The organism is Nicoliella spurrieriana, from assembly GCF_023380205.1.
Lineage (GTDB): Bacteria > Bacillota > Bacilli > Lactobacillales > Lactobacillaceae > Nicoliella > Nicoliella spurrieriana.
Genome location: NZ_CP093361.1, coordinates 1,138,902 through 1,165,251 on the forward strand (window position 1 = coordinate 1,138,902; position 26,350 = coordinate 1,165,251).

The 26,350-nt window shown below is 38.3% G+C and carries 25 protein-coding genes; 24 read left to right on the forward strand and 1 reads right to left on the reverse strand.

The features are described 5' to 3' along the window. Positions 1–29: 29 nt before the first annotated feature. Positions 30–650, reverse strand: coding sequence for a lysophospholipid acyltransferase family protein (locus tag MOO44_RS06285; protein ID WP_260116294.1), 621 nt, complete (start codon positions 648–650; stop codon positions 30–32). A 90-nt stretch (positions 651–740) separates the two neighbouring features. Between MOO44_RS06285 and MOO44_RS06290 the strand changes: the two genes are divergently transcribed. The 24 genes from MOO44_RS06290 to dnaK all read left to right on the forward strand — a co-directional run bounded on the left by MOO44_RS06290 (position 741) and on the right by dnaK (position 26,318). Beyond that, complete coding sequence (locus tag MOO44_RS06290) at positions 741–1,493, forward strand: tRNA1(Val) (adenine(37)-N6)-methyltransferase (protein ID WP_260116295.1); 753 nt, start codon at positions 741–743, stop codon at positions 1,491–1,493. Then, on the forward strand, positions 1,483–1,758 hold the full coding sequence (locus tag MOO44_RS06295) for a GIY-YIG nuclease family protein (RefSeq protein WP_260116296.1): 276 nt from the start codon (positions 1,483–1,485) through the stop codon (positions 1,756–1,758). Before MOO44_RS06290 ends, MOO44_RS06295 begins: the two co-directional genes overlap by 11 nt. A 66-nt stretch (positions 1,759–1,824) precedes the next feature. Then, positions 1,825–2,823: a D-2-hydroxyacid dehydrogenase gene (locus MOO44_RS06300; RefSeq protein WP_260116297.1), complete on the forward strand. Its 999-nt coding sequence runs from the start codon at positions 1,825–1,827 to the stop codon at positions 2,821–2,823. 152 nt (positions 2,824–2,975) lie between these two features. Further along, positions 2,976–3,737, forward strand: a complete 762-nt coding sequence (gene rpsB / locus MOO44_RS06305; protein ID WP_260116298.1) for a 30S ribosomal protein S2 — start codon at positions 2,976–2,978, stop codon at positions 3,735–3,737. A gap of 87 nt (positions 3,738–3,824) precedes the next feature. Continuing rightward, entirely contained in the window at positions 3,825–4,703 is an 879-nt protein-coding gene (tsf, locus tag MOO44_RS06310; protein WP_260116299.1) for a translation elongation factor Ts, read from the forward strand. Positions 4,704–4,857: 154 nt separating this feature from the next. Continuing rightward, a complete protein-coding gene (gene pyrH / locus MOO44_RS06315) occupies positions 4,858–5,580 on the forward strand; it encodes a UMP kinase (RefSeq protein ID WP_260116300.1) in 723 nt (240 codons plus the stop codon). Positions 5,581–5,583: 3 nt separating this feature from the next. After that, positions 5,584–6,147: a ribosome recycling factor gene (gene frr, locus MOO44_RS06320; RefSeq protein ID WP_260116301.1), complete on the forward strand. Its 564-nt coding sequence runs from the start codon at positions 5,584–5,586 to the stop codon at positions 6,145–6,147. Between the two features lie 33 nt (positions 6,148–6,180). Next, complete coding sequence (locus MOO44_RS06325; RefSeq protein ID WP_260116302.1) at positions 6,181–6,600, forward strand: hypothetical protein; 420 nt, start codon at positions 6,181–6,183, stop codon at positions 6,598–6,600. A 105-nt stretch (positions 6,601–6,705) separates the two neighbouring features. Next, on the forward strand, positions 6,706–7,470 hold the full coding sequence (locus MOO44_RS06330; RefSeq protein WP_260116303.1) for an isoprenyl transferase: 765 nt from the start codon (positions 6,706–6,708) through the stop codon (positions 7,468–7,470). 10 nt (positions 7,471–7,480) lie between these two features. After that, the gene (locus MOO44_RS06335; protein ID WP_260116304.1) at positions 7,481–8,269 is read left to right on the forward strand and encodes a phosphatidate cytidylyltransferase; all 789 of its coding nucleotides are present in this window, start codon (positions 7,481–7,483) and stop codon (positions 8,267–8,269) included. 18 nt (positions 8,270–8,287) lie between these two features. Then, a complete protein-coding gene (rseP, locus tag MOO44_RS06340) occupies positions 8,288–9,562 on the forward strand; it encodes an RIP metalloprotease RseP (RefSeq protein WP_260116305.1) in 1,275 nt (424 codons plus the stop codon). Between the two features lie 25 nt (positions 9,563–9,587). Then, complete coding sequence (locus tag MOO44_RS06345; RefSeq protein WP_260116306.1) at positions 9,588–11,297, forward strand: proline--tRNA ligase; 1,710 nt, start codon at positions 9,588–9,590, stop codon at positions 11,295–11,297. Positions 11,298–11,366: 69 nt separating this feature from the next. Then, positions 11,367–15,692, forward strand: coding sequence for a PolC-type DNA polymerase III (locus tag MOO44_RS06350; RefSeq protein ID WP_260116307.1), 4,326 nt, complete (start codon positions 11,367–11,369; stop codon positions 15,690–15,692). Positions 15,693–15,807: 115 nt separating this feature from the next. Then, positions 15,808–16,284, forward strand: a complete 477-nt coding sequence (gene rimP, locus MOO44_RS06355; protein ID WP_260116308.1) for a ribosome maturation factor RimP — start codon at positions 15,808–15,810, stop codon at positions 16,282–16,284. 17 nt (positions 16,285–16,301) lie between these two features. Continuing rightward, complete coding sequence (nusA, locus tag MOO44_RS06360) at positions 16,302–17,399, forward strand: transcription termination factor NusA (RefSeq protein WP_260116309.1); 1,098 nt, start codon at positions 16,302–16,304, stop codon at positions 17,397–17,399. A gap of 20 nt (positions 17,400–17,419) precedes the next feature. After that, on the forward strand, positions 17,420–17,716 hold the full coding sequence (gene rnpM / locus MOO44_RS06365; RefSeq protein ID WP_260116310.1) for an RNase P modulator RnpM: 297 nt from the start codon (positions 17,420–17,422) through the stop codon (positions 17,714–17,716). Continuing rightward, the gene (locus MOO44_RS06370; protein WP_260117315.1) at positions 17,709–18,011 is read left to right on the forward strand and encodes a L7Ae/L30e/S12e/Gadd45 family ribosomal protein; all 303 of its coding nucleotides are present in this window, start codon (positions 17,709–17,711) and stop codon (positions 18,009–18,011) included. Before rnpM ends, MOO44_RS06370 begins: the two co-directional genes overlap by 8 nt. A gap of 14 nt (positions 18,012–18,025) precedes the next feature. Beyond that, the gene (gene infB, locus MOO44_RS06375) at positions 18,026–20,368 is read left to right on the forward strand and encodes a translation initiation factor IF-2 (RefSeq protein WP_260116311.1); all 2,343 of its coding nucleotides are present in this window, start codon (positions 18,026–18,028) and stop codon (positions 20,366–20,368) included. A gap of 23 nt (positions 20,369–20,391) precedes the next feature. After that, positions 20,392–20,748 carry a 30S ribosome-binding factor RbfA gene (rbfA, locus tag MOO44_RS06380; RefSeq protein WP_260116312.1) on the forward strand — a complete coding sequence of 119 codons (357 nt, stop codon included), beginning with the start codon at positions 20,392–20,394 and terminating at the stop codon, positions 20,746–20,748. Between the two features lie 90 nt (positions 20,749–20,838). Next, positions 20,839–21,750, forward strand: a complete 912-nt coding sequence (gene truB / locus MOO44_RS06385) for a tRNA pseudouridine(55) synthase TruB (RefSeq protein ID WP_260116313.1) — start codon at positions 20,839–20,841, stop codon at positions 21,748–21,750. 9 nt (positions 21,751–21,759) lie between these two features. Next, entirely contained in the window at positions 21,760–22,695 is a 936-nt protein-coding gene (gene ribF, locus MOO44_RS06390) for a riboflavin biosynthesis protein RibF (RefSeq protein WP_260116314.1), read from the forward strand. 92 nt (positions 22,696–22,787) lie between these two features. Then, complete coding sequence (hrcA, locus tag MOO44_RS06395) at positions 22,788–23,825, forward strand: heat-inducible transcriptional repressor HrcA (protein WP_260116315.1); 1,038 nt, start codon at positions 22,788–22,790, stop codon at positions 23,823–23,825. A gap of 18 nt (positions 23,826–23,843) precedes the next feature. Further along, positions 23,844–24,407 (forward strand): nucleotide exchange factor GrpE, encoded by a 564-nt coding sequence (grpE, locus tag MOO44_RS06400; protein WP_260116316.1) that lies wholly within the window; start codon positions 23,844–23,846, stop codon positions 24,405–24,407. Positions 24,408–24,452: 45 nt separating this feature from the next. After that, on the forward strand, positions 24,453–26,318 hold the full coding sequence (gene dnaK / locus MOO44_RS06405; protein WP_260116317.1) for a molecular chaperone DnaK: 1,866 nt from the start codon (positions 24,453–24,455) through the stop codon (positions 26,316–26,318). The last annotated feature ends 32 nt before the right edge of the window (positions 26,319–26,350 follow it).

Consider the following 26,350-nt stretch of genomic DNA (forward strand, 5'->3'; position numbering starts at 1 on the left):
TAACGCCAAATTGGCATTATTGCTTATTTTTATTTTTTAGAAACATCTACGTATTTAAAATTAGGATCAATCTCATGGTCTAATTGATCAAAACTAGCTTGCATTTGTGCCTCTAACTTTGCTTGCTCCTCATCATTAATTTTTGATTTGCGATCAAATTGAATTGGGTCACCAAACGCCACCGAAACTGGTTTCCTAGTAAACAGTTGTTTAAATGAAAGGGGCCCCTGATATACCACTGGAACTAATGGTACTCCCGCTAACTTAGAAATTAGTGCGGCACCAGCTTTTAATTCATCTGAATGACGACTACCAGATGGGAAAATAATAATTGATAAATCAGTTGTACGTAATAATTTTACTGGTTTTTTAATTACTGATGGGCCCGGCTTTTGCCTATCAACTGGGATTGCGTTTACTTTGTTTAAAATATATCTTAAAATAAAATTATTAAATAATTCCTTTTTTGCTAAAAAGGTAAACTTCTTAGGGCTGGCAGCAAGGGCAAAAAATAGCATATCAAACCAAGCCCGGTGGGGACCAACTAGAATGTAGTTACCATCGGGCAGCTTGTTTTTATTCTTAACATTAACCCGCCCGTTGATTAATTGTGTGATTACTTTAAATATGAATCTTAAAAATGAATACATTAAGTGTTATCCTCCTAGACAGTTATCAATTCAATATTATTCTATATTTAGATTTAATTGCAAGTAGTTTTTGGAACTGGAGTTGAAAAAATGAAAGTTGAACTTAATGAATCAGAAAGAATTGACCAACTTTATAGTCAAAAAATAAAGGTAATTCAAAATCCCAATGTGTTTTCGTTTTCATTAGATGCAATTCTTTTGGCCAACTTTGCAGCTATTCCTAAGTCAGTAAATACTCGTGTGGTTGATTTATGCGCTGGAAATGGTGCGGTTGGTTTATTTGCAGCGCACAAAACTAATGGACAGTTTAGTGAAGTTGAAATCCAACCTAAGTTGGCTGATATGGCCCAAAGAAGCGTCGATTTAAATGACTTAAGTGATCGGTTTACCGTTTATAATACAGACATTAAAGATGTTTATAATTATATTAATCATGATTCAACGGATGTGGTGATTTGTAATCCACCGTACTTTGCAAATTCAGAAAATAGTCATAAAAACTCAAATCAGTATTTAGCAATTGCCAGGCATGAAATAAAAACTAATTTGAATATGGTATTGTCAATTACTAGTGGACTGCTTAAAACCAATGGTCGTTGTTATTTTGTTTATCGTCCGGATCGACTTTTGGAATTACTAGATAAAATGAGCTTAAATCGTTTGGTACCAAAGGAAATTCAATTCATTTATCCACGGATTGATCGTGACGCAAATATGATTTTGGTTTCAGGAATTAAGGATGGTCGACCTGGGGGACTTAAAGTTAAGGCTCCAATTACGGTTTATCAAGGTCATGGGAATCAATATACTGAGCAAATTAGTCGGGTGTTATATGGAAAATAATGCAGAGAAGTTCTATATGTACGTATTAAGATGTGGGGATGGCTCGTTTTACGGTGGCTATACAAATAACTTAGCCCATCGAATTGCTCAGCATCAAAATGGGACTGGAGCTAAGTATACCCGTTCGCATGAACCAGTGGAATTAATTTATTATGAGTCATTTTTAACAAAGAAAGCAGCACTGCAGGCTGAATATGCCTTTAAACACCAAAGTCGCGCTGCTAAGGAGCAATACTTAAAAAAACACAACGTTAAATTGAATTGATAGTTTGCTGATTAATTGAATGTTATAATGATTAGGTTAATATAATTTAGGAGGGTCCGCTTAATTATGAAAATTATTGTTTATGGTGTTCGTGATGATGAAAAACCATTTTTAAAGGAATGGGAAGCTCAAAATGAATCCGTTGATGTCCAAATTGAAAGTGTGCTTTTGGATGCAGATTCAGTAAAGCTAGCGAATGGTTTTGATGGGGTCGTTGCGTTCCAACAAAAGCCCTATACTGCAGAGATATTAGATCAATTAGGGACTTTTGGGACTAAGGTATTATCATTACGAAACGTTGGGGTCGATAATGTCGACTTTACTGCTGCTAATCGTAATCATATTAAAGTGACTAACGTTCCTGCATACTCACCACAAGCAATTGCGGAATTTACGGTTACTCAGTTAATGCAACTATTGCGTAATACTAAGGTGTTCAACCATAAAATTGTCAACGGTGATTTAAGATGGGCACCAAATATTGCAACTGAATTAAATCAATTGACGGTTGGGGTGTTTGCTACTGGCCGAATCGGTCGTGCTGCAATTCAAATTTATCGTGGATTTGGGGCTAAAGTAATTGCATACGATATCTTTAAAAATCCTGAATTGGATAAAGAGGGCATTTATGTTGATACCCCTGAGGAACTTTATCGTCAATCAGATGTTATTTCCCTTCATGCCCCAGCCGTAAAGGAAAATGAACACATGTTAAATGACAATACATTTGCTCAAATGAAGGACGGTGTGATCATTTTAAACCCAGCTCGGGGCACCTTAGTGGATACCGATGCGTTAATTCGTGCATTGGACAGTGGTAAAGTCGGTGGAGCTGCACTTGACGTTTATGAAGATGAAGTTGGCGTTTTCAATACTGACTTTGGCAGTTTTGATAAGATTCCAGATGCTCGAATCAAAAATCTTTTGGAACGCGATAACGTATTAGTTACTCCACATATCGCCTTTTATACTAAAACGGCTGTTAAAAGCATGGTAAATACTTCAATGGACGCCAGTCGAGATGTCATTAGTACCGGAGAATCAGATAAAATCGTTAAAAATTAAAATTATTGATTGCATTGGATAGTTATATTTTGTATAATTATATAGTTAATATTTCACACCTATTGTGATAATCTTGCCGGTGCTCATTTTATGAGTTGTAAGGTTAAATGATCAATGGGAAGGAAAAACTTATTTATTATGGAGGAAATATCATGGCTGTTATTTCAATGAAACAATTATTAGAAGCTGGTGTTCATTTTGGACACCAAACTCGTCGCTGGAACCCAAAGATGAAGGAATACATCTTTACTGAAAGAAATGGAATCTACATTATCGACTTACAAAAGACGGTTAAGTTAGTAGATGCTGCTTACAATTTCATGAAGGATGAAGCATCAAAGGGTGCAACGGTTCTGTTTGTAGGAACTAAGAAGCAAGCTCAAAATTCAATCGAAGAAGAAGCTACTCGTGCTGGTCAATTCTACGTTAACCACCGTTGGTTAGGTGGAACTTTAACTAACTGGGACACTATTCAAAAGCGGATTGCATACCTTAAGAAGCTAAAGAAGATGTCTACTGATGGAACCTTTGATTTACTTCCAAAGAAGGAAGTTTCACTTCTTAACAAGAAGATGGCTAAATTAGAATACTTCTTGGGCGGAATTGAAGATATGCCTAAGATTCCTGATGTTTTATTTGTTGTTGATCCTCGTAAGGAAGCAATTGCTGTTCACGAAGCTCACATCTTAAACATTCCAATCGTTGCAATGGTTGATACTAACTCTGATCCAGATGCTGTTGACGTTGTAATTCCATCTAACGATGACGCTATTCGTGCTGTTCGTTTAATCACCTCTAAGATGGCTGATGCAGTTATCGAAGGTAACCAAGGTGAAGAAGGCGTTAGCGAAAACGATTTTGAAAAGGCTCCAGAAGCTGATGCTGCTGAAGACGCAAAAGAAGATAATGAATAATTAAAAGCACTTGGGCTGACTCAATTTTGGACCGCTAAGGCCTAGGTTTGAGTCAGCTTTTATTATGAATTAAAAGGAGAAATAAATATGGCTGCTAAAATTACTGCTGCTCAAGTTAAACAATTACGTGAAAAAACTAGTGTTGGAATGATGGATGCTAAGAAGGCACTTGTTGCTTCCGATGGTGACGAAAAGAAGGCTTTAGATTACCTTCGTGAAAAGGGAATTGCTAAGGCTGAAAAGAAGAGTGGTAACGTTGCTGCTAATGGATTAGCACAAATTGCTGTTGATGGTAATGTTGCTGCAATCGTTGAAGTTAACGCTGAAACTGATTTCGTTGCAACTAATGATGATTTTAAGAAGTTAGTTGATTTAATTGCTAACACGATTGCCGCTAACAAGCCTGCTAATATGGATGAAGCTTTAGCTCTTAGTACTCCAGAGGGTAGTATTAAAGAAAGTATTATCCATACTACTCAAATTACTGGTGAAAAGGTTTCACTTCGTCGTTTCCAAGTATTTGAAAAGGACGACAATGGTCATTTCGGTGCTTATCTTCACAATGGTGGTTTAATTGCTGCATTGGTTTTAATTGAAGGTAGTGATGATGCTACTGCTAAGCAAGTTGCAATGCATATTGCTGCTGCTAAGCCTGAATTCTTGGATAGAAACGACGTTCCTAAGGACCGTTTGGACCATGAACGTGAAGTGCTTAAGAAGGAAGCTTTAAACGAAGGTAAGCCAGAAAAGATCGTTGAAAAAATGGTTGAAGGTCGTTTAAACAAGTTCCTTGCTGGAATTAGTTTAGCAGATCAAGAATTTGTTATGGACACTGACCAAACTGTTGGTAAATTTGTTGAAAGTAAGAATGCTCAATTAAAGGGCTTTGCTAGATACGAAGTTGGTGAAGGAATCGAAGTTGAAGAAACTAACTTCGCTGACGAAGTAAATAGTCAAATCAAATAGTTAAAACAATAAAAAGCGCACCTTAGGGGGCGCTTTTTTTGTGGAAAAAGTTATATTCGGTTTAAGAACGTTGATTGAAAGACTATATGCTCTATCACAATTTTAAATATTATGATAGAATTATCTTGATATAAAAGTTTGGGGAGGAAAAATGATGGCAGACCTAAAATATAAGCGAATAATCTTAAAGCTTAGTGGTGAGGCCCTCGCAGGAGAACAGGGGTTTGGAATTAATTTACCAGTAATGCGGTCAATGGCTAAGGAAATCAAGCAAATTTATGATCTAGGAATTCAAATTGCAATCGTTGTCGGTGGTGGCAATATGTGGCGAGGTGAGGCTGGATCTAAAATGGGAATGGAAAGAGCTCAGGCCGATTATATCGGAATGCTTGCAACCATTATGAACGGACTCTCATTACAAGATAATTTGGAGGCCGTCGGTGTACCGACCCGGGTTCAAACATCCATTGAGATGCGTCAGATTGCTGAACCATACATTCGTAGAAAGGCTGTTCGGCACCTTGAAAAAAACCGGGTAGTTATTTTTGCTGGTGGAACTGGTAATCCTTATTTTTCAACGGATACGACTTCTGTTCTTAGGGCTGCTGAAATTCATGCCGATGCCATCTTAATGGCTAAGAATGGAGTTGATGGTATTTATTCCGATGATCCAAATGTTAATCCAGATGCCGTTAAGTATGATACACTTACTTATATGGATATCATTAATGAAGGATTAAGTGTTATGGATACCACTGCTAGTTCGTTGGCAATGGATAATCAAATTCCACTGGTTGTCTTTAATTTAAACAAACCAGGAAATATTAAAAAAGTTGTGCTAGGCGAACAAATTGGCACAACGGTAAAGGAGAATTAATTAATGGCTAATTCTAATGATATTTTAAATAGTGCTAAGGATAAAATGAAAAAGGCTCAAGAAGCGCTTGAACGTGAATTATCAAGCATTCGAGCTGGTCGGGCTAATGCTAGTATTTTAAACCGAGTTAAGGTTAGTTATTATGGGAGCGTCGTTCCAGTTAACCAAGTGGCTTCTATTTCAGTACCTGAACCTCGAGTGATTATGGTCACTCCATATGACAAGAGTTCTCTTGATGATATTGAAAAGGGAATTTTAGAGGCTGATTTAGGATTAAATCCAGCTAATGACGGAAACGTAATTAGATTGGTGATTCCACAGTTAACTGAGGAAAGACGTCAAGAGCTTGCCAAGCAAGTTAAGGCCGTTGGTGAAGAAAGTAAGGTTGCCGTTCGAAACGTCCGTCGTGAAGCGATGGATGCGGTTAAGAAGGGTAATAAGAATGATGACTTCACTGATGATGAAACCCATAATTTGGAAGATAAAGTCCAAAAAATTACCGATACTTCAATTAGTGGTGTGGAAAAAATTGTTAGTGATAAGGAAAAGGAAATTACTAACAATTAATAATATTAATTAATTATAAAGGGGATATGCTTTATGGCTGAAGATAGCGTAGAAATTACACCAGGAACTAAAGAATTTAATAACATGGTTTTTAAGTTAAACCAACCAATCGTAAATGGAAACACTGAATTTTTAAATTACGGTGGAAATGCATTAGAAGCATTACAAGATGATATTTATGTAATGCCTGCATACGTTCAAGATGACTTTAACCTATTTATCGTTGTTTCTAAGTTGATTGCTGATGACTGGATCATTGCCTTTTCTAAGGCAAAGATTGAAAATGGAAATGAAATCACTGACTTATCAGAACCAATTCCAACTGGAGAAGGGCTTAATATGCTTGGTGAACGTGAAGCTGAAGAAGCTAATAAGCTATTACAGTACTTCAACACCTTAATCGAAAGCAACCGTGGTGAATGGAGACTAATTCAACGTCCCGAAGAAGACTAATTAGGTTAGCTTAATTTGGTGGTTAATTTTAATTAAATAATGTATTATATAAAGGATGGGGAGCTACTCATCCTTTATTTTAATTTTATAATGGAGTAGTTTTGAATGTTTAGAAAAAAAGAAATTAATGATGAACAAACATTGGATCTAAGTCGCATTCCTAATCACGTTGCAATTATTATGGATGGTAATGGCCGGTGGGCGCAAAAACGTCATTTACCTAGAATTGCTGGGCATAAAAGGGGAATGGAGACAGTTAAGACAATCACTAAGGCTGCAAGTCAATTAGGTGTCAAAGTCTTAACCCTATATGCATTTTCGACTGAAAATTGGAAACGACCAGAACAAGAGGTTAACTATTTAATGAGCCTACCTGGTAAGTTCTTTAGCAATTTTGTTCCTGAATTAGTTGCAAATAATGTAAGCGTTAACGTCATGGGAGAATTGGATCAATTACCGGAAGAAACCCAAAAAGTGGTTTTAAAGGCAATTGACGATACTGCTGATTGTGATGGGATGATTTTAAACTTTGCCCTAAATTATGGTTCCCGGCGTGAAATTATTCTAGCGACAAAGCAAATTGCAAATGAGGTGCAGAGTGGGAATCTAGCGACGGATGACATTGATAGTGCTGTCTTTTCGAACGCATTAATGACTAGTTCGCTTGGCGAAGATGCTGATCCAGACCTATTGATAAGAACCAGTGGTGAGCAACGAATCTCTAACTTTTTACTATGGCAGATTGCATATAGTGAGTTATATTTTACTGATGAGCTATGGCCGGACTTTAAAGCTAGTTCTTTAAAAAGGGCCATTTTAACTTTCCAACACCGCGATCGTAGATTTGGCGGAATTAAACAAAATAAATAAGGAGTTAATGATGAAACAAAGAGTTATTACTGCAGTAGTTGCACTATGTATTTTCATCCCATTGTTATTATTTGGGAACATTCCATTTGGTATTTTAACGCTTGTAATGGGAATGGTTGCAATTGGTGAAATTTTACTCATGAAGAAAATGATTATTATTTCACCGGAATCGATCATTACTTTTTTAGGAGGCTTATTTTTGATTGCTCCTCCTAGTCTATTTCAATCGCTACCCGGTTATTTAACACCTACATTTATTATTTACATATTTGTAATGTTGTTATTACTAAGAATGGTTTTTACCAAAAATCGCTTTAATTTTGATGACGTTGGGATTGCTACATTGGCAATGTTATATGTTGGAATCGGGTTTCATTATTTAATCGTAGCTCGTGCAACTGGAATTAACGTTGTACTCTACGCACTATTGATTGTATGGACTACTGATAGTGGGGCCTACATTTTTGGACGTAAATTTGGTAAACATAAATTAGCTCCCCACATTAGTCCAAATAAAACATGGGAAGGCTCAATTGGCGGTTCCTTATTAGCAACTGTGATTGGGACTTTAATCGTGATTTTATTCCCGCAACATTTTTACTCAATCGTACCGATGATCATTATTACAATCATTGCATCAATTGGCGGTCAATTTGGTGATTTAGTAGAATCCGCATTAAAACGGCATTATGGAGTTAAAGATTCTGGAAAAATTTTGCCGGGACATGGTGGGATCTTAGATCGGTTTGATAGTTTATTATTTGTATTACCAATTTTACACTTATTCAATATTTTTTAATGGAAGGGAGGAGCAATGATGTTTACAACCATAATCGCATTTATTATTGTTTTTGGAATCTTAGTTTCGGTTCATGAATTTGGGCACTTTATTGTTGCAAAAAAATGTGGCATCATGGTCCGCGAATTTTCAATTGGAATGGGGCCTAAGATATTTGCCCATCGATATAACGGAACGACATATACGATTAGAATTTTACCCCTAGGTGGCTACGTTAGAATGGCTGGTGGCTATGATGACGATGAAAGCTTACGGCCTGGGATGACGGTCGCTTTGAAATTGAATGATCAGGGTAAGGTAGTTAAAATCAACACTAGTAATAAGAATACATTATTCAATGGAATTCCATTGGTGGTCACTGATGCTGATTTACAAAAAGACCTTTGGATTCAAGGGTATGAAAACGGTGATGAATCACAAATTAAGCGATACTCAGTTGATCATGATGCAGTAGTGATTGAGGCTGACGGCACCGAATTACAGATTGCACCAATTGATGTTCAGATTCAATCAGCAACCGTATGGCATAGAATGGCAACTAATTTTGCAGGAGTTGTTTGTAACGTTTTACTAGCAGTCGTTGCTTATACGCTACTTTCATTCACGCAGGGTGGCGTATTGAATAACTCCAATCAAATTCGGTTGGCTGATAATGTCAATGTTGCTCGTGATGCTGGGATTAAAAATAATGATCGGATTACCAAGGTAAATGGAAATGATACTAATAATTGGCAATCACTAGCAACTGCAATCGCTGCAAATAATAGTGGAAAAGAAATGAACCTCACCGTTGAACGAGGAAATCAAACTAAAAACATTTTGCTACATCCAAAGGTAGTAACCACTGATGGGAAGAAGGGGTCTGAAATTGGAATTCAGCGTAGTATCAATACCAGTTTTGGTGCAATTATGCTATCTGGATTTACCCAGACCTATGATACTGCTAAATCATTGCTAGCTTCTATTTGGACCATGGTTACTGGTCACTTTTCGCTAAATGATTTAGGGGGACCAGTTGCTATTTTTGCAAATACCTCCCAGGCTGCTCAATTAGGAATTAGTGGAATTATTTGGTTTATTGCCTTTTTGTCAATTAATTTAGCAATTATGAATTTATTACCAATTCCAGCACTGGATGGTGGTAAAATTATTATGAATATTGTTGAGGTAATTCGGCGGAAACCACTCTCTGAAAAAGTTGAAGCAACGGTTACTTTTATTGGAGTTGCGTTTATGGTTATTTTAATGATTTTAGTTACATGGAATGATATAGAAAGATTCTTTATTCACTAAATTTTATCTTAGAGGTGTTTTGATAATGAAACAATCCGCAATTTTAATTCCAACCCTAAAGGAAACGCCAAATGGGGCGGAAGCGCTTAGCCATCAAATGATGCTCAGAGCAGGTTATATCAGACAAGTCTCGGCTGGAATGTACGCTTATTTGCCACTTGCATATCGGGTCATTACTAAAATTGAAAAGATTATTCGTAAGTATATGGATGAAACCAATGCTAACGAAATGTTAATGCCAGATGTTCTTCCCGCAAAATTATGGAAGGATTCTGGAAGGTACGAAACTTACGGTCCAGAATTATTTAAATTTAAAAATCGGCATGACACTGACTTTATTTTAGGGCCTACCCATGAGGAAACATTTACTGAATTGTTGAAGAATTCAGTGGACTCATATAAAAAATTACCACTAGTGCTTTATCAAATTCAGTCTAAATATCGTGATGAGGATCGGCCTAGATATGGATTACTTCGTGGACGTGAGTTTATTATGAAAGATGCATATTCATTTACGGTAGATGATGAAGGCTTAGATAAGGTTTATCATCAAATGGAAAAGGCATATTGTAAGATTTTTGATGAAATTGGCCTAAGCTATCGAATGATTATTGGTGATGGTGGTGCGATGGGGGGATCAGATTCCATTGAATTTTCTGCACCCGCTGCCGTGGGTGAGGACACCATTGTTTATTCAGATAATGGTGATTATGCTGCAAACATTGAAATGGCAAAATGTGCATACATTCCTAGTAAGTCTGATGAACATCCACTCGAATTAGCTAAAAAAGCGACTCCTGATACTAAAACAATTGAAAAATTAGCTCAATTTTTGGATGTTAAGGATAGCCAAATTATTAAGAGCGTGCTATTTATTGCGGATAAAAAACCGGTATTAGTAATGGTTCGTGGTGATCATGAAGTTAATGATGTTAAACTTAAAAACTATCTTGATGCTGATTTCTTAGATATTGCCACCGAAGAACAGGTCTTTCAGATAATGGGGGCCCCTGCTGGATACGTTGGCCCCATTAACCATGCTGATAACGTGATGGTCTTGGCTGATCAATATGTTAAAGACATGGTCAATACGGTTGTAGGCGCAAATGAAGATGGCTATGATTATGTGAATGTTAATCCAGACCGTGACTTTAAAGTCGATGACTATGGAGACTTTAGATTTGTCCAAAAGGGTGATTTATCACCTGATGGTTCTGAAAAACTACAATTTACCAAGGGAATTGAAATTGGGCATGTCTTTAAGTTAGGGACGCATTATTCTAAAATTTTAGGTGCTGATATCCTTGATGAAAATGGTCGTAAAAAGCCCATTATAATGGGATCATATGGAATTGGGGTTAGTCGTTTGTTATCGGCTGTTTCTGAACAACAGGCGGATGAAAATGGGTTAGTATGGCCAACTTCGATTGCACCATTTGATATCCATGTCATTCCAGTTAATGCCAAGAAGGCTGAACAAATGGATTTAGCTAACGATATTGAAACCGAATTAACCGCTGCTGGTTATGACGTGTTGAATGATGATCGAAAGGAAAGAGCTGGGGTTAAGTTCGCTGATTCTGATTTAATTGGCATTCCAATTCGGATTACCGTTGGTAAAAAGGCAAGTGATGGAATTGTTGAAATTAAAATTCGTAAAACGGGTGAAACATTAGAAGTTAAGCAAGCTGAACTAACTAACACCATTGCAATTTTACAAAAAGAATTAAATTAGAATATTAATGAGAGGGGGCTGGTATTTAATCAGTCCTTTTTTAATCATTCTAGGAAGGGGTATGGCCAATTGAATAAACATGAACTCTTTTTAAAGCTTCTCAATCAATTAGACTTATCAGACCAGCAAAATGCTGAATGCTTTAAGAATGCTGAAATTATGCAGTTGCAAGTGCATAAAAAAGCGAAGGAGTGGCACTTTAAATTTCGCTTTAATGCGCAGTTGCCATTTAACGTTTTTAACGATTTCATTCATCGACTAATGACTACCTTTGAGCCCATTGCTAAGGTTAGTTTTGAAATTAGTGTAAATCAACCGCAGTTGACAACATCCTTGGTTAATGAATATTGGGATTGGGTCGTTAACCATAGTGGATTAAATTCGATGATGGCTAAGCAGATTTGTGATGCTAGCTTACCATCAGTTGATGCTAACCGGGTGAATTTAGTTGCTGAAAATGAAATTGTCAAAGATTTTTTAGTCAATACAGCACTGGGGCGAATTGAGGAGCAATATCAATCATGTGGATTCCCGGCATTTACAATTCATACGTTTGTTGATCAAAGTGAGACGCAGGCTAAAATTAAGGCGTTTAAGGATAATAAAGCTCAAAATGATGCAGAAATTGCTAAAAAGGCTATTTCCGCAATTAAGCAAGCAAATGAAAAACGAGCTAATAATGCTAAGGGTGCTCCTAAGGCTAGTGGACCGGTTTTATTTGGAAAGTCCATTAGTACCGATGCGGAAATAACGAAGCTTATTGATATTAACCAAGAGGAACGCTCAGTCGTTTTGAATGGGTTTGTTTTTGATAAGGAAGTTCGCTCCCTACGTTCCGGACGTCAGCTGTTGATTTTTAAAATTACCGATTATAGTTCCTCAATCGTAGTTAAGAAGTTCTCCAGGAATGAGCAAGATGAAGCCCAATTTGAAGCAATTCAAAAGGGAACTTGGCTAAAATTACGAGGGAGTGTTCAAGAGGATAACTATACTCATGAATTGACAATGAATGCTTTTGATATTAACACCACTACCCATGCCCAACGAAAAGACACTGCTGATGATAAACGGGTGGAGTTACATTTACACACTAACATGAGTCAAATGGATGCAATTGATGGGATTGATGCATTTGCAAAGCGTGCCAAGCAATGGGGACATCGAGCAATCGCGATCACTGATCATTCAGCGCTTCAGGGGTTTCCGGCTGCTTATAGTGCTGCTCAGGCGAATGACCTAAAAATGATTTATGGAGTCGAAGCGAACGTGGTCGACGATGGAATGGAAATTGGGTTTAACAATGCCCATGAAGATTTAAAGAAAGCTACCTATGTTGTTTTTGATATTGAAACTACTGGTCTATCAGCGATTTATGATAAAATCATTGAAGTTTCTGCTGTTAAAATGGTTCATGATAATGTGGTGGATCAATTTGAAGAATTTATTGATCCTGGTTTTCGATTGAGTGAATTTACCAAAAATTTAACTTCAATTACCGATGAAATGGTCCATGGCTCCAAAAGTGAGGAGACCGTTTTAAAGTTATTCCGTGAATTTTGCGGTGATGCAATCGTTGTTGGCCATAATGTAACCTTTGATGTGGGCTTTATGAATGTTGGATATGAACGCTACGGGATGGCTAAAATTGCTAATCCAATTATTGATACGTTACCGTTAGCACGTTTTTTATACCCTAATTTAAAGAGTTATCGGTTAAATACCCTTGCCAAGAAATTCGATGTTAACCTAGAACACCATCACCGGGCGGTTTATGATGCTGAAAGTACCGGTCATTTAAACTACCTCTTTTTAAAGCAAGCTGAAGATCAGTATGGAATTAAGTATCATGATCAACTGAATGAGCATATGACTGAGCACAATGCTTATAAGCATGCTCGACCATTTCACGTTACTTTACTTGCACAGACCCAAGCAGGACTAAAGAATTTATTCAAATTAGTTTCACTATCAAACGTAAAGTACTTCTACCGGGTACCACGGATTCCCCGAAGTCAACTAGTTAAATATCGGGAAGGCATCTTAGTGGGTTCGGCTTGTGCTTCCGGTGAAGTATTTACCGCAATGGTCCAAAAGGGAATTGAAGAAGCCCGTCAGAAGGCTAATTTCTATGATTACCTAGAGGTGCAACCACAAGCTAACTACCAACCCTTGATTGATTCGCAGTTTATTCATGATCGAAACCACCTTCATGAAATCATTCAAAACATGGTGCAATTGGGAGCTGAAATGAATAAACCGGTCGTGGCCACTGGCGACGTTCACTATTTAGATCCACATGAGGCTATTTATCGTAAAATTTTAATCCATTCTCAGGGAGGGGCCAACCCACTCAGTAGACAAAAATTACCTGAAGTGCATTTTAGAACTACGGATGAAATGTTAGCTGATTTTAACTACCTAGGTGCGGATGTGGCCCATAAAATAGTAGTTGGTAATTCCAATCAAATTGCTGACATGATTGATGATGATATCAAGCCAGTTAAGGATAAGCTATATACGCCGCATATTGATGGTGCTGAAGATGAAATTAAGCATTTGACCTACTCAAAGGCGTTTGACTACTATGGCGATCCACTACCAGAACTAGTTAAAAATAGGGTTGATCGCGAATTGAAGAGTATTATTGGAAACGGATTCTCAGTAATTTATTTAATTGCCCAAAAACTAGTATTTAAGAGTAATAAGGATGGTTATTTAGTTGGCTCGCGGGGGTCAGTTGGCTCTAGTTTGGTTGCAACGATGGCTGGAATTACTGAAGTCAATCCATTGCCACCTCACTACCGGTGCCCAAAGTGTAAGTATTCTCATTTTTACACTAAGGGTGAGTATTCATCAGGATATGATTTACCACGGAAGGACTGCCCTAATTGTGGAACCGAGATGATCGGAGATGGGCAAAACATCCCATTTGAAACCTTCTTAGGCTTTAAGGGGAACAAGGTCCCTGATATTGATTTGAACTTTTCCGGGGATTATCAACCAATTGCTCATAACTACATGAAGGTATTGTTCGGTGAACAAAACGTTTATCGGGCTGGAACGATTGGAACCGTTGCTGATAAAACCGCATATGGCTATGTTAAGGCTTATGAACGGGATACCGAACAAAATATTCGTTCTGCTGAGGTCGATCGTTTAGCTCAAGGTGATGTTGGGGTTAAGCGTACGACCGGTCAGCATCCGGCTGGAATTATCATCGTGCCTAGTGATATGGATATCTATGATTTTACGCCAATTCAATATCCAGCCAATGATCAAAATGCAGAATGGGAAACCACGCATTTTGATTTCCATTCGATTCACGATAACATTTTAAAGATGGATATTTTAGGTCATGATGATCCGACCATGATCAGAACCTTGCAAGATTTATCGGGGATCGATCCACAAACGATTCCAATGGATGATCAAGGAGTCATGTCCATTTTTTCTGGAACTGATATTTTGGGAGTTACCCCTGAACAGATTCAATCTAAGACAGGGACGTTAGGGGTTCCTGAATTTGGGACTAAGTTCGTCCGGGGAATGTTGGAACAAACCCATCCTAAGAATTATTCACAACTATTACAAATTTCTGGATTATCCCATGGAACCGACGTGTGGTTGGGCAATGCCGATGAAATTATTAAGGATGGGACTGCAACCATTGCCAATGTAATTGGTTGTCGTGATAATATCATGACTGATTTGATCAATTGGGGACTGGATTCAGAAACGGCCTTTCAAATTATGGAATCAGTTAGAAAGGGTCGTGGAATCAAGGATGACTGGATGGCAGCAATGCATAAAGTGAAGGTCCCTGATTGGTATATCGAATCATGTTTAAAAATTAAGTACATGTTTCCAAGGGCCCATGCTGCAGCATATGTTTTAATGGCACTACGGGTAGCATATTTTAAGGTTTATTTTCCAATTGTTTACTATGCAGCCTACTTTTCAATTCGCGCCGATGATTTTGATGTGGTCGCAATGGCTAGTGGTAAAGAATCGGTCAAATCAGCAATGAAGGTCATTCAAGACCAGGGAAATGATGCCTCTGCAAAGGATAAGAATTTATTGACCGTCCTCGAATTAGCCAATGAGATGTTAGAACGTGGATTTGAATTTGAAATGATTGATTTGAATCGTTCGGATGCTAACAAGTGGTTAATTGAGGGGGATAAACTCCTAGCTCCATTTCGGGCAATTCCAGGATTAGGATTAAATGTTGCCAAACAAATCGTTGCTGCTCGTGAAGATAAGGCTTTTATTTCAAAGGAAGATCTGGCTAAACGTGGTAAGGTGTCTAAGAAAATAATTGATTTTATGGATGAAAATGGGGTCTTAAAGGGACTACCAGATGAGAATCAATTAAGCCTGTTTGATATGCTATGATTTGAGTTTAATTGCTACTTATGATATATTAATTGTAGTGATTAATACTCGTACAAGGGAGTGAGCAGGGATGCTCACTCTTTTTATTGGATTTATTAGGAGGTATGCATAAAAATTGAGTAACGTTCCCGAGATTGTGAAAGATGTCTTAACACCAATTCTAGATCAACATCAATTTGAACTGTTCGATGTTGAATACGTTAAAGAAAGCCAAAACTGGTATCTACGGGTTTATATTGATAAACCCGATGGAATTACGATTGAAGATTGTGCAATCATTAGCGATCAATTAGGTGAAAAATTAGATGCTATGGATCCTGATCCAATCCCACAAGCTTATTATCTGGAGGTATCATCTCCAGGGGCAGAACGCCCATTAAGAAATGAAAAAGAGATTAAAGATGCAATCGGTAGCTACATTAATGTTTCTTTGTATTACCCAATTAAGAAAAATAAGATATACCAAGGGACGTTAAAGGACGTTACCGCTGATAACAACTTAGTAATTGAATATAATGACATGAGTGTATTTAGAGAGCTAGAAATTCCCTCAAAAGCAATTGCTAAGGTAAGACTTGCAATTAAGTTTTAGTTCAAAGGAGAATTATAATGAGTAAAGAATTATTGGGTGCTTTTGATGCCTTAGAAAAAGAAAAAGGAATCAAAAAAGCAACGATTATTGATGCGTTAGAAGCCGCTTTGACTTCCGCTTACAAGCGTAATTATGGCCAATCACAAAATGTAGATGTAGAATTTGATGATAAGAAGGGTGACATTCATGTCTATGCCGTGAAAAAGATTGTTGACGTGGTTGAGGATGCTCAAACTGAATATAGCATCAAGGATGCGCTACAAATTAGTCATGGTTACGAAGTGGGGGATGATATTAAAATCGAAGTCACCCCTAAAAATTTTGGTCGAATTGCTGCCCAAACTGCCAAACAAGTAATTATGCAACGGGTGCGTGAAGCTGAACGTGAAATGGTTTATGATCAGTTCAGTCAATACCAGGATGAATTAATTATGGGTGAAGTGGAACGAGCTGATAATCGTTTCGTATACATTAACCTAGGTAAAGTCGAAGCCGTAATGCCACTTAGTAACCAAATGCCAAATGAGGAGTATCGGCCTCAAGAAAAAATCAAGGTCTATGTGACTAAGGTAGAAAATGCTGCCAAGGGTCCTCAGGTATTTGTTAGTCGGACTGCACCAGGATTGTTGAAGCGGTTATTTGAACAAGAGGTTCCTGAAATTTACGATGGCACCGTTGAAATCGTTTCAATTGCTCGGGAAGCTGGCGATCGTTCTAAGGTTGCCGTTCGTTCTAACAATCCAGATATTGATCCTGTGGGAACTACCGTGGGACCTAAGGGGCAACGAGTTCAAACCATCGTCAATGAACTTGGTGGCGAAAATATGGATATCGTTGAATGGACTGATGATAAGGCTAAGTTTATCGCCAATGCACTGAACCCTTCTGAAGTGGTGGATGTTGTTTTTGATCCGGAAAATGAACAAGCATGTACCGTGATTGTACCGGACTATCAATTATCACTTGCAATTGGAAAACGAGGGCAAAATGCACGGTTAGCTGCAAAACTAACTGGCTTTAAGATTGATATTAAGGCGGAATCAGAAGCTGACGAAAACATTTATGAAAATAATGCTGCAGCTGAAGATCCTGACAATGACGAAAATGATGAATAACTAGGACTGGAGGGATACAAATGCGACGGAGAAAAGTTCCAATGCGTAAGGACATTGTTACCGGCGAAATGGCACCTAAAAAGGAACTGATTAGGATTGTCCGCGATAAAGAAGGTAACGTCAGTATTGATAAAACTGGCAAAAAATCCGGTCGTGGTGCATACATCTCAATGGATGTAGAAATTGCTAAGCAGGCCAAAGCAAAGAAGACGTTTAATAAGGTCTTTGAAACTAATGTTGATGATCAATTTTACGATGATTTAATCGAATATACTGACCATGAACAAGCAAGAAAAAAATTATTTGAAAATGAATAATCAAAAGTATTTAAATCTAATTGGAATCGCTAAAAGAGCCGGCAAAGTAGTTACCGGCGAAGCAATTATTTTAAATGCAATTAGGAAACACCACGTTGCACTATTAATTATTGCAAGCGACACGGGACAGGCTACTACTAAAAAGTTTATTGACAAGGCGGGTTCTTATAATGTTACCTACCATCACTTGATTACCAGACAGCAGTTAAGTGATGCGATTGGAGCGCCACGCACCATGATTGGGATCACTGACCGCGGCTTTGCCAAAAAACTAACTGAAATAAAAAATAATTAAAGGATAGTGATCATATGGGTAAAAAGCGTATTTATGAATTAGCTAAAGAACTCAATGTGACTAGCAAGCAGTTGATTAGCAGTGCTAATAGTAAGGGAATATCAGTCCATAATCATATGTCTACGATTGATGATAATCAAGAAAGACAGATTAAAGCTGCGTTAAAGGGTAACTCCACTAAGGGTGCTCCTAAGAACAATTCCAAACCACAAGCTAATCATAATAATCATCAACACCGTAATAACGGTGCGCAAAGCTCAGCTAAGGGTGGCAATAATGGTAGAAAACCTGCTGAGCAAAGTGCTTCAAATAGTCGCCCTAATAATAACCATAATAATAATCAAAATAATGGGGCTCACCGGAATAATATGAATAACTCTAATCATTCGGGACAATCTAATTCTCGGAATAATAATTCAAACAATAACTCGAATCGGCCTAATTCTGCCAATTCAAATGGTTTTAACCGCAACAATAAAAAGAATAAGAAGAAATTCAATAAACGGCGTAATAACGCATTTAATAAGTACACTAAAAATCAACGAATTCGCCAAATTCATAAGCATAACGATGCTCCTAAGCGTAAGGATCATCCGCTTCCAGAAGTTTTGGAATACACTGATGGAATGAATGCCCAAGAGATTGGAAAAGTCCTTCACCGTGAACCAGCCGAAATCGTTAAGAAGCTATTCATGTTGGGCGTAATGGTTAACCAAAATAAGTCCTTGGATAAGGATACGATTGAGCTACTTGCTACCGATTACGGAATCGAAGCTAAAGAAAAGGAACAACTAAACGTTTCTGATCTTGATAAGTTATTTGATGAAGAAGAACACAATACCGCCTATCAAGAAAATAGACCACCAGTTGTTACCATCATGGGCCACGTTGACCATGGGAAAACTACCCTATTGGATTATCTAAGACATTCTCATATTACATCTGGTGAAGCTGGTGGGATTACCCAGGGAATTGGGGCGTACCAAGTTGAACACGATGATAAGATGATTACGTTCTTAGATACCCCAGGCCATGCTGCATTTACTGCAATGCGTGCTCGTGGTGCTGACATTACTGATATTACGATTTTAGTAGTTGCTGCTGATGATGGAGTAATGCCACAAACAGTGGAAGCAATTAACCATGCGAAAGCTGCAAAGACACCAATTATCGTTGCAATCAATAAAATTGATAAGCCCGGTGCTAATCCAGACCACGTTACTGAACAACTTAGTAACTATGGCTTGATTCCAGAAGACTGGGGTGGTGACACCATCTTCGTTAAGATTTCTGCTAAATTTGGAACTAACGTGGATGAATTATTGGACATGATTTTATTACAAGCAGATGTGATGGAATTAAAGGCTAATCCAAAGCAAAATGCTGCTGGTTCAGTAATTGAAGCACGACTAGATCGCGGAAAGGGAACCGTTGCGACTTTGCTAGTTCAACAAGGAACGATGCACGTTGGTGATCCCATCGTAGTTGGTGATACTTTTGGACGAGTTCGGACGATGGTTAATGAGCATAACCAAGAGCTAAAGGAAGCCACTCCTTCAACACCGGTTGGAATTACTGGGTTAAATGATGTTCCTGAAGCAGGGGATCGCTTCATTGTCTTTGATGATGAAAAGACTGCTCGAGCTGCCGGTGAAAAGCGGGCGCAAGAAGCTCAAGAAAACGACCGTCGCCAAACGAACCATGTTACACTTGATAACCTATTTGATTCACTTAAGGAAGGTGAAATGAAACAGGTTGATATTATTATCAAGGCTGATGTACAGGGTTCAGTTGAAGCCCTATCATCTAGTTTGCAAAAGATTGAAGTGGAGGGTGTTAAGGTGAACATCATCCATACCGGAGTCGGTGCAATCAATGAAAGTGATGTGGCGTTAGCTGAAGCAAGTAACGCTATTATCATTGGATTTAACGTTCGGCCAACACCACAAGCTAAGTCCCAAGCAGAAACCGATAATGTTGATATTCGTTTGCATCAAGTGATTTATGATGCAATTGATGAAGTGGAATCCGCAATGAAGGGATTACTAGAACCTACCTATAAGGAAGAAGTAACTGGTCAAGTGGAAGTCAGAGAAATCTATAAGGCTTCTAAGGTCGGTACGATTGCCGGTGGAATGGTTATTTCAGGCTATATTAATAGTGATAGTAAGGTTCGTTTAATTCGTGATAACGTCGTGGTTTACGATGGTGAATTAGGGAGCTTGAAGCGGTTCAAAAATGATGCTAAGAGTGTTAAGCAAGGATTTGAATGTGGGTTAACGATTGAGAACTATAATGATATTAAGGTAAATGATGTTATTGAAGCCTACGAGATGAAAGAAGTTCCAGTCGAATAATATCGATTAAGGAGTTATTATCAATGGCACAGTATAGAGTGGGTCGATTACAACAAGAGATTCAAAGAGAAGTGAACGACTTATTGTTAAAGGAAGTTCGTGATCCCCGGGTCAATGGCGTAACCATTACCGGAGTCGATGTAACGGGTGACCTGCAACAAGCAACTATTTTCTATAGCATTCTTTCAGATAAGAAGAGTGATGAAGAAAATACGCAAAAGGGATTGGATAAGGCAACCGGAATGATTAGAAGTGCATTAGGAGCACGCCTAAGAAACGTTTATCGGACTCCTGAAATTCATTTTGAATTAGATGATTCAATCCAATACGGTAGTAAGATTGATCAATTGATTAACAAGCTACAACGTGAAGATAAATAAGTTTAAAGAGTAGGTAATAATGATTTGTTATCTACTCTTTTTGTGTTTAAATGGAAATTAATTAAGAAATTGAGATGGGAGTCGTTGAATATGGATGGAATTATTCCATTGAATAAGGAGCGTGGGATGACCAGTTTTGACTGTGTTAGAAAGATGCGCGGAATTTTAAGAACTAAAAAAATTGGTCATAGTGGAACCCTTGATCCTAACGTTGATGGGGTGCTACCAATTTGTGTTGGGAGTGCCACTAAGGTGGTTGATTTTTTGATGAATTCTGGAAAAATTTACCGTGGTGAAATTACGTTAGGATTTTCCACGACGACCGAAGATTTAGATGGCGAAATCGTTAATCAAAAACCAATTATCACTCCCTTTAGCGAGGCACAAATTAATCAAGCCATGCAACAGCTTGTGCAACCACGGTTATTACAGATTCCACCAATGTATTCAGCCGTAAAGGTGAATGGACGGAGATTGTATGAATATGCCCGCGCAGGTGAAACGGTTAAACGTCCTGAACGACACGTTCGAATTGATTACTTTAAAATGACCGCCCCGGTTAAATATGATGCCACCCATCAACTTCAAAAAATCAAATTTGAAGTGGGTTGTGGGAAGGGCACCTATGTCAGAACCCTTTCGTTTATGGTGGGACAGCTACTGGGAGTGCCCGCAGTAATGTCTGATTTAACTAGGATTAAGAGTGGGGGCTTTACCCTTGATGAATCATATTCCATCAGTCAAATAGAAGCGGCTGTTCATGACGATTGCTTAGCGGATGTTATGTACCCGATTGACCATGCTTTAAATGATTTTCCAAGTTATGCTTTGAATCCTAATCAATGGAAGATTGTGCAAAATGGTGGATTTTTAGCCCCACAAGATATTAAGATGGATAGTGATCAAATAGCGGTGCAGTTTAATCATCAAATTAAGGCATTGTATTACTTAAATCATGATCAAGGTGTTTATAAGCCGCTTAAAATGTTTAGTGTAAAGTAGGGAGCAGTAATGGAAATCTTTAATATTCACCATCCAATGAATAATTTACAATTTAATGACCCGGTTGTTTTAGCAATGGGTTTTTTTGATGGAGTCCATTTAGGGCATCAGGGTGTGATTAAGCGCGCTCGTGAGATTGCTAAGGACCGTGGCGTTAAACTAGCAGTTTTGACTTATGATCATCACCCTTCGATCGTTTATCAACAACTAAGTTCACATGATAAGCGTTATCTGACGCTAGATAGTTATAAAATGGCTCTTTTTGAATCACTAGGGGTTGATGTGGTGTTTAAAATTAGTTATACCTATGCCTTTCAGGCCCAGTCCCCACAATCATTTGTTGATGATTATCTTTGTCGATTTAATGCGATTACCGTGGTGGCAGGATTTGACCATACCTATGGTAGTGATAATGCAAATATGCATTTACTTCCACAATACGTAAAGAATCGCTTTACAGTCGTTGAGGTACCTTCGCTTGATATTGACGGGAAGAAGGTCAGTTCAACCCGCATTCGTAAAAATTTAGATGATGGCCATATTGATACCGTTAATCGCTTATTAGATCGACCATACGTGACTTCTGGAACGGTGGTTCATGGTTTTGCGCGGGGACGGGAATTAGGCTTTCCCACTGCGAACGTTGAACATAGCGAGTACCAGTGGTTACCATCAATTGGTATTTACGTTGTGCAAATGCAGATTGGTGATCAGACGTATGGTGGGATGGCATCGATTGGTCGGAATGTAACCTTTGGAGATACCCATCCAATTACCGTTGAAATTAATTTGTTTGATTTTAATCAAAATATTTATGGGGAAGATGTTCAGATTAAATGGCTCCATTGGATGCGTGGTGAAGTTAAATTCACTGGAGTGGATGCATTGATCGACCAGTTAAAACAAGACCAAATCAATGCGCAAAACTTTTTAGGTAATTTGTGAGTGTCTTTCTTGACTTATAATTCACCCTTTGGTACATTATATATGTAGCTTAGCACTTGATACGTGTGAGTGCTAAAAAGGAGTGATGATTAATGCTAACTGAACGTCAGGAATTGATTCTATCTGGAATCGTTCAAGACTATACTCATTCTGGAGCACCAGTTGGTTCCAAACTATTGGTTAATCAGCTTCCAATTCATGTTAGTTCCGCTACGATTAGAAATGAAATGGCAGTTCTTGAAGAGATGGGATTGATTGAAAAGACTCATTTATCATCCGGACGAGTTCCATCAATTAATGGTTATCGTTACTATGTTGATCATTTAACTTTTTCCAAGGTTAATATGATGAATGACATCGCCCTAATTCATAAGGCATTGGATAGTAGCTACCATAAGATTGATGAATTAGTTCAAAAATCTGCTAATATTCTTTCTGACTTGACTAACTATACTGCTTTGACTTTACAGCCCGAACAGGCGACTAATCGATTACTTCAGGGCTTTCGATTAGTTGCATTGGGTGATCAGCGGGTAATGGCGATTCTAGTAACTGATAATGGGGATGCTGAAACGGAGTTGTTTCGAATCCCCAAGGGAGTTACTGGTCAGCAATTAGAATCGGTCGTTAATTTGATCAATGATCGGTTGGTCGGTTATCCATTATCCGTTGTATTGGAACAACTTAAATCGGTGATTCCTAATCGGGTTAATCAGTATCTTCATTCGACCAATGGATTTATTGGGATTTTGGATGAAGTAATTATGAAGGCAATGCGAGATCGACTATATGTCGGCGGTGAAATGAATTTATTGAGTTTTACTGACCAAAGCGACATTAGTTATCTGAAGCCACTTTACTCGATGCTAGGACAATCTGGTGAAATTGCTAAATTTATCGGTAATTCTGGTGATGGGGTCTCAGTTCAGATTGGTTCTGAAATGAGTAACGAGCTGTTAAAAAATTATAGTGTCATTACTGGCACCTACGATGTTGGCTCACATGGTAAGGGAATCATCGCTGTGTTAGGGCCCACTCGGATGCCATATTCTAAGGTAATTACCCTAGTGGATGCGTTTAGATCAGAGTTATCTAGTCGGCTATTAGGATATTATAAGGAAAATAAATAATTCAAAGGAGGGTTTTGTTTGGCATCTAACAAAAAGCAAGATGAAGAAAAGCAAAATTCTGCAGAAGCAACTGAATCACAAAAGCTTAAGGCGGATGATGAACAAGCTAAGGCTGAAGATAAGCACGCTGATAAGGAAATCATCGACTTAAAGCGTCAACTTGATGATATGGAAAATAAGTATTTACGTGCTGAAGCCGAGCTGCAAAACGTTCAAAATCGGGCTAAAAAGGATCAAGCAACGATCCTTAAGTATGATGGACAAAAACTTGCTACGAATATCTTACCAATTGTAGATAACTTGGACCGGGCGTTAGAAGTAAAGGTCGATGATAAAAGTGGTCAACAATTAAAGCAGGGTGTTGAAATGGTTGCTAAGCATCTTACTAAGGCGCTTAGCGATAGTAACATCGAAGTGCTTGACGTTGACGGAAAGAAGTTTGACCCTAACTTCTGTCAAGCTGTTCAGACGGTTCCGGCCGATGATGACCATCCAACTGATCATGTTGTTAAGGTTTTACAAAACGGCTATAAGTTAGCTGATCGAGTAATTCGACCAGCAATGGTTGTCGTGGCAAAATAAAAAATTAGATTATAATAAATAAAATAAAAAGTGAGGTAACAATTTATGGCTAGCAATAAAATTATTGGAATTGATTTAGGAACTACTAATTCAGCTGTTGCAGTTCTGGAAGGAAATGAACCTAAAATTATTCCAAATCCAGAAGGTTCCAGAACGACTCCTTCAGTCGTTGCATTCAAGGATGGGGAAATTCAAGTAGGTGAAGTTGCTAAGCGGCAAATGATTACTAACCCTAATACGATTTCTTCAATTAAGAGTCACATGGGGGATAGTAACTACAAGGTCGATGTTGATGGAAAGAGTTACACTCCTCAACAAATTTCAGCAATGATTTTACAATACATCAAGAAGTTTGCTGAAGACTACATTGGTGACACTGTTGACAAGGCAGTGATTACCGTTCCTGCATACTTTGATGATGCACAAAGACAAGCAACTAAGGATGCTGGTAAGATTGCTGGACTTGATGTTAAGCGGATTATCAACGAACCAACGGCTGCTGCATTAGCCTATGGATTGAACAAGAAGGATAACGACCAAAAGGTATTGGTATATGACCTTGGTGGTGGGACCTTTGATGTTTCCGTCCTTGAATTAGGTGACGGTGTGTTCCAAGTTCTTTCTACTAATGGTGATACTCATTTAGGTGGGGATGACTTTGATAAGAAGATCATGGACTGGTTAATTGATGGCTTCAAGAAGGACCATGGTGTTGATTTATCTAATGATAAGATGGCATTACAACGGTTAAAGGATGCTTCAGAAAAGGCTAAAAAGGACCTTTCCGGAGTTTCTGAAACTGAAATCAGTTTACCATTTATCGCCTCTGGTGATGAAGGCCCATTGCACTTAACTGCTAAGTTAAGCCGTTCTAAGTTCAACGAATTAACTGCTGACTTGGTTGAAAAGACTAAGGCACCATTTGATAATGCATTGAAGGATGCTGGATTATCAACTTCTGATATCGATAACGTGATTTTAAATGGTGGGTCAACTAGAATTCCTGCCGTTCAAGAAGCTGTTAAGCAATGGACTGGTAAGGAACCTAACCACTCCATCAACCCTGATGAAGCCGTTGCTGACGGTGCTGCTGTTCAAGGTGGGGTATTAACTGGTGACGTAAAGGATGTTGTTTTGCTTGATGTTACGCCCCTTTCACTTGGAATTGAAACCATGGGTGGGGTCTTCACTAAGTTGATTGATCGTAACACGACCATCCCAACTTCAAAGAGTCAAGTCTTCTCCACTGCTGCTGATAATCAACCTGCTGTTGACATTCATGTTCTTCAAGGTGAACGGCCAATGGCTGCTGACGATAAAACATTAGGTCAATTCCAATTGACTGACATTCCTGCAGCTCCTCGTGGAATCCCTCAAATTGAAGTTACCTTTGATATTGACAAGAACGGAATTGTTAACGTTTCTGCCAAGGATAAGGGTACTGGTAAGTCACAAAAGATTACCATTAAGGATTCTAACGGACTTTCTGATGATGAAATCAATAAGATGATGGATGAAGCAAAGGCTAACGCCGACGCTGATGAAAAGCGTAAGGATGAAGTTGACTTAAAGAACGAAGTTGACCAATTGATTTTCCAAACTGATAAGACTTTGAAGGACGTTGACGGTAAGGTATCCGAAGATGAAATTAAGGCTACCAAAGATGCTGAAGATGCTTTGAAGAAGGCCAAGGAAGAAAATAACCTTGATGATATGAAGGCTAAGAAGGATGATCTTCAAAAGAAGGTTCAAGAATTAGCTGTTAAGTTATATCAACAAAACCAAGAAGCTCAAGGTGGAGCTGATGCTGGTGCAAACGCTGGTTCAGGTTCTGCTAAGGGTGATGACAACACAGTTAACGGTGACTTCCATGAAGTTAACGATGATGATAAGAAAGACGGTAACAAATAGTAATCGTGATTAATTCGTTGTCATAAAAAGTC

Bases quoted from the DNA above. Each gene is read 5' to 3' on its own strand.
- truB (WP_260116313.1), top strand. From the start codon at position 20,839: ATGGATGGAATTATTCCATTGAATAAGGAGCGTGGGATGACCAGTTTT.
- MOO44_RS06335 (WP_260116304.1), top strand. From the start codon at position 7,481: ATGAAACAAAGAGTTATTACTGCAGTAGTTGCACTATGTATTTTCATC.
- dnaK (WP_260116317.1), top strand. From the start codon at position 24,453: ATGGCTAGCAATAAAATTATTGGAATTGATTTAGGAACTACTAATTCA.
- hrcA (WP_260116315.1), top strand. From the start codon at position 22,788: ATGCTAACTGAACGTCAGGAATTGATTCTATCTGGAATCGTTCAAGAC.
- rnpM (WP_260116310.1), top strand. From the start codon at position 17,420: ATGCGACGGAGAAAAGTTCCAATGCGTAAGGACATTGTTACCGGCGAA.
- MOO44_RS06330 (WP_260116303.1), top strand. From the start codon at position 6,706: ATGTTTAGAAAAAAAGAAATTAATGATGAACAAACATTGGATCTAAGT.
- rseP (WP_260116305.1), top strand. From the start codon at position 8,288: ATGTTTACAACCATAATCGCATTTATTATTGTTTTTGGAATCTTAGTT.
- pyrH (WP_260116300.1), top strand. From the start codon at position 4,858: ATGGCAGACCTAAAATATAAGCGAATAATCTTAAAGCTTAGTGGTGAG.
- frr (WP_260116301.1), top strand. From the start codon at position 5,584: ATGGCTAATTCTAATGATATTTTAAATAGTGCTAAGGATAAAATGAAA.
- ribF (WP_260116314.1), top strand. From the start codon at position 21,760: ATGGAAATCTTTAATATTCACCATCCAATGAATAATTTACAATTTAAT.
- MOO44_RS06290 (WP_260116295.1), top strand. From the start codon at position 741: ATGAAAGTTGAACTTAATGAATCAGAAAGAATTGACCAACTTTATAGT.
- MOO44_RS06370 (WP_260117315.1), top strand. From the start codon at position 17,709: ATGAATAATCAAAAGTATTTAAATCTAATTGGAATCGCTAAAAGAGCC.
- MOO44_RS06285 (WP_260116294.1), bottom strand. From the start codon at position 650: ATGTATTCATTTTTAAGATTCATATTTAAAGTAATCACACAATTAATC.
- MOO44_RS06325 (WP_260116302.1), top strand. From the start codon at position 6,181: ATGGCTGAAGATAGCGTAGAAATTACACCAGGAACTAAAGAATTTAAT.
- MOO44_RS06295 (WP_260116296.1), top strand. From the start codon at position 1,483: ATGGAAAATAATGCAGAGAAGTTCTATATGTACGTATTAAGATGTGGG.
- rpsB (WP_260116298.1), top strand. From the start codon at position 2,976: ATGGCTGTTATTTCAATGAAACAATTATTAGAAGCTGGTGTTCATTTT.
- nusA (WP_260116309.1), top strand. From the start codon at position 16,302: ATGAGTAAAGAATTATTGGGTGCTTTTGATGCCTTAGAAAAAGAAAAA.
- infB (WP_260116311.1), top strand. From the start codon at position 18,026: ATGGGTAAAAAGCGTATTTATGAATTAGCTAAAGAACTCAATGTGACT.
- MOO44_RS06300 (WP_260116297.1), top strand. From the start codon at position 1,825: ATGAAAATTATTGTTTATGGTGTTCGTGATGATGAAAAACCATTTTTA.
- tsf (WP_260116299.1), top strand. From the start codon at position 3,825: ATGGCTGCTAAAATTACTGCTGCTCAAGTTAAACAATTACGTGAAAAA.
- rbfA (WP_260116312.1), top strand. From the start codon at position 20,392: ATGGCACAGTATAGAGTGGGTCGATTACAACAAGAGATTCAAAGAGAA.
- MOO44_RS06345 (WP_260116306.1), top strand. From the start codon at position 9,588: ATGAAACAATCCGCAATTTTAATTCCAACCCTAAAGGAAACGCCAAAT.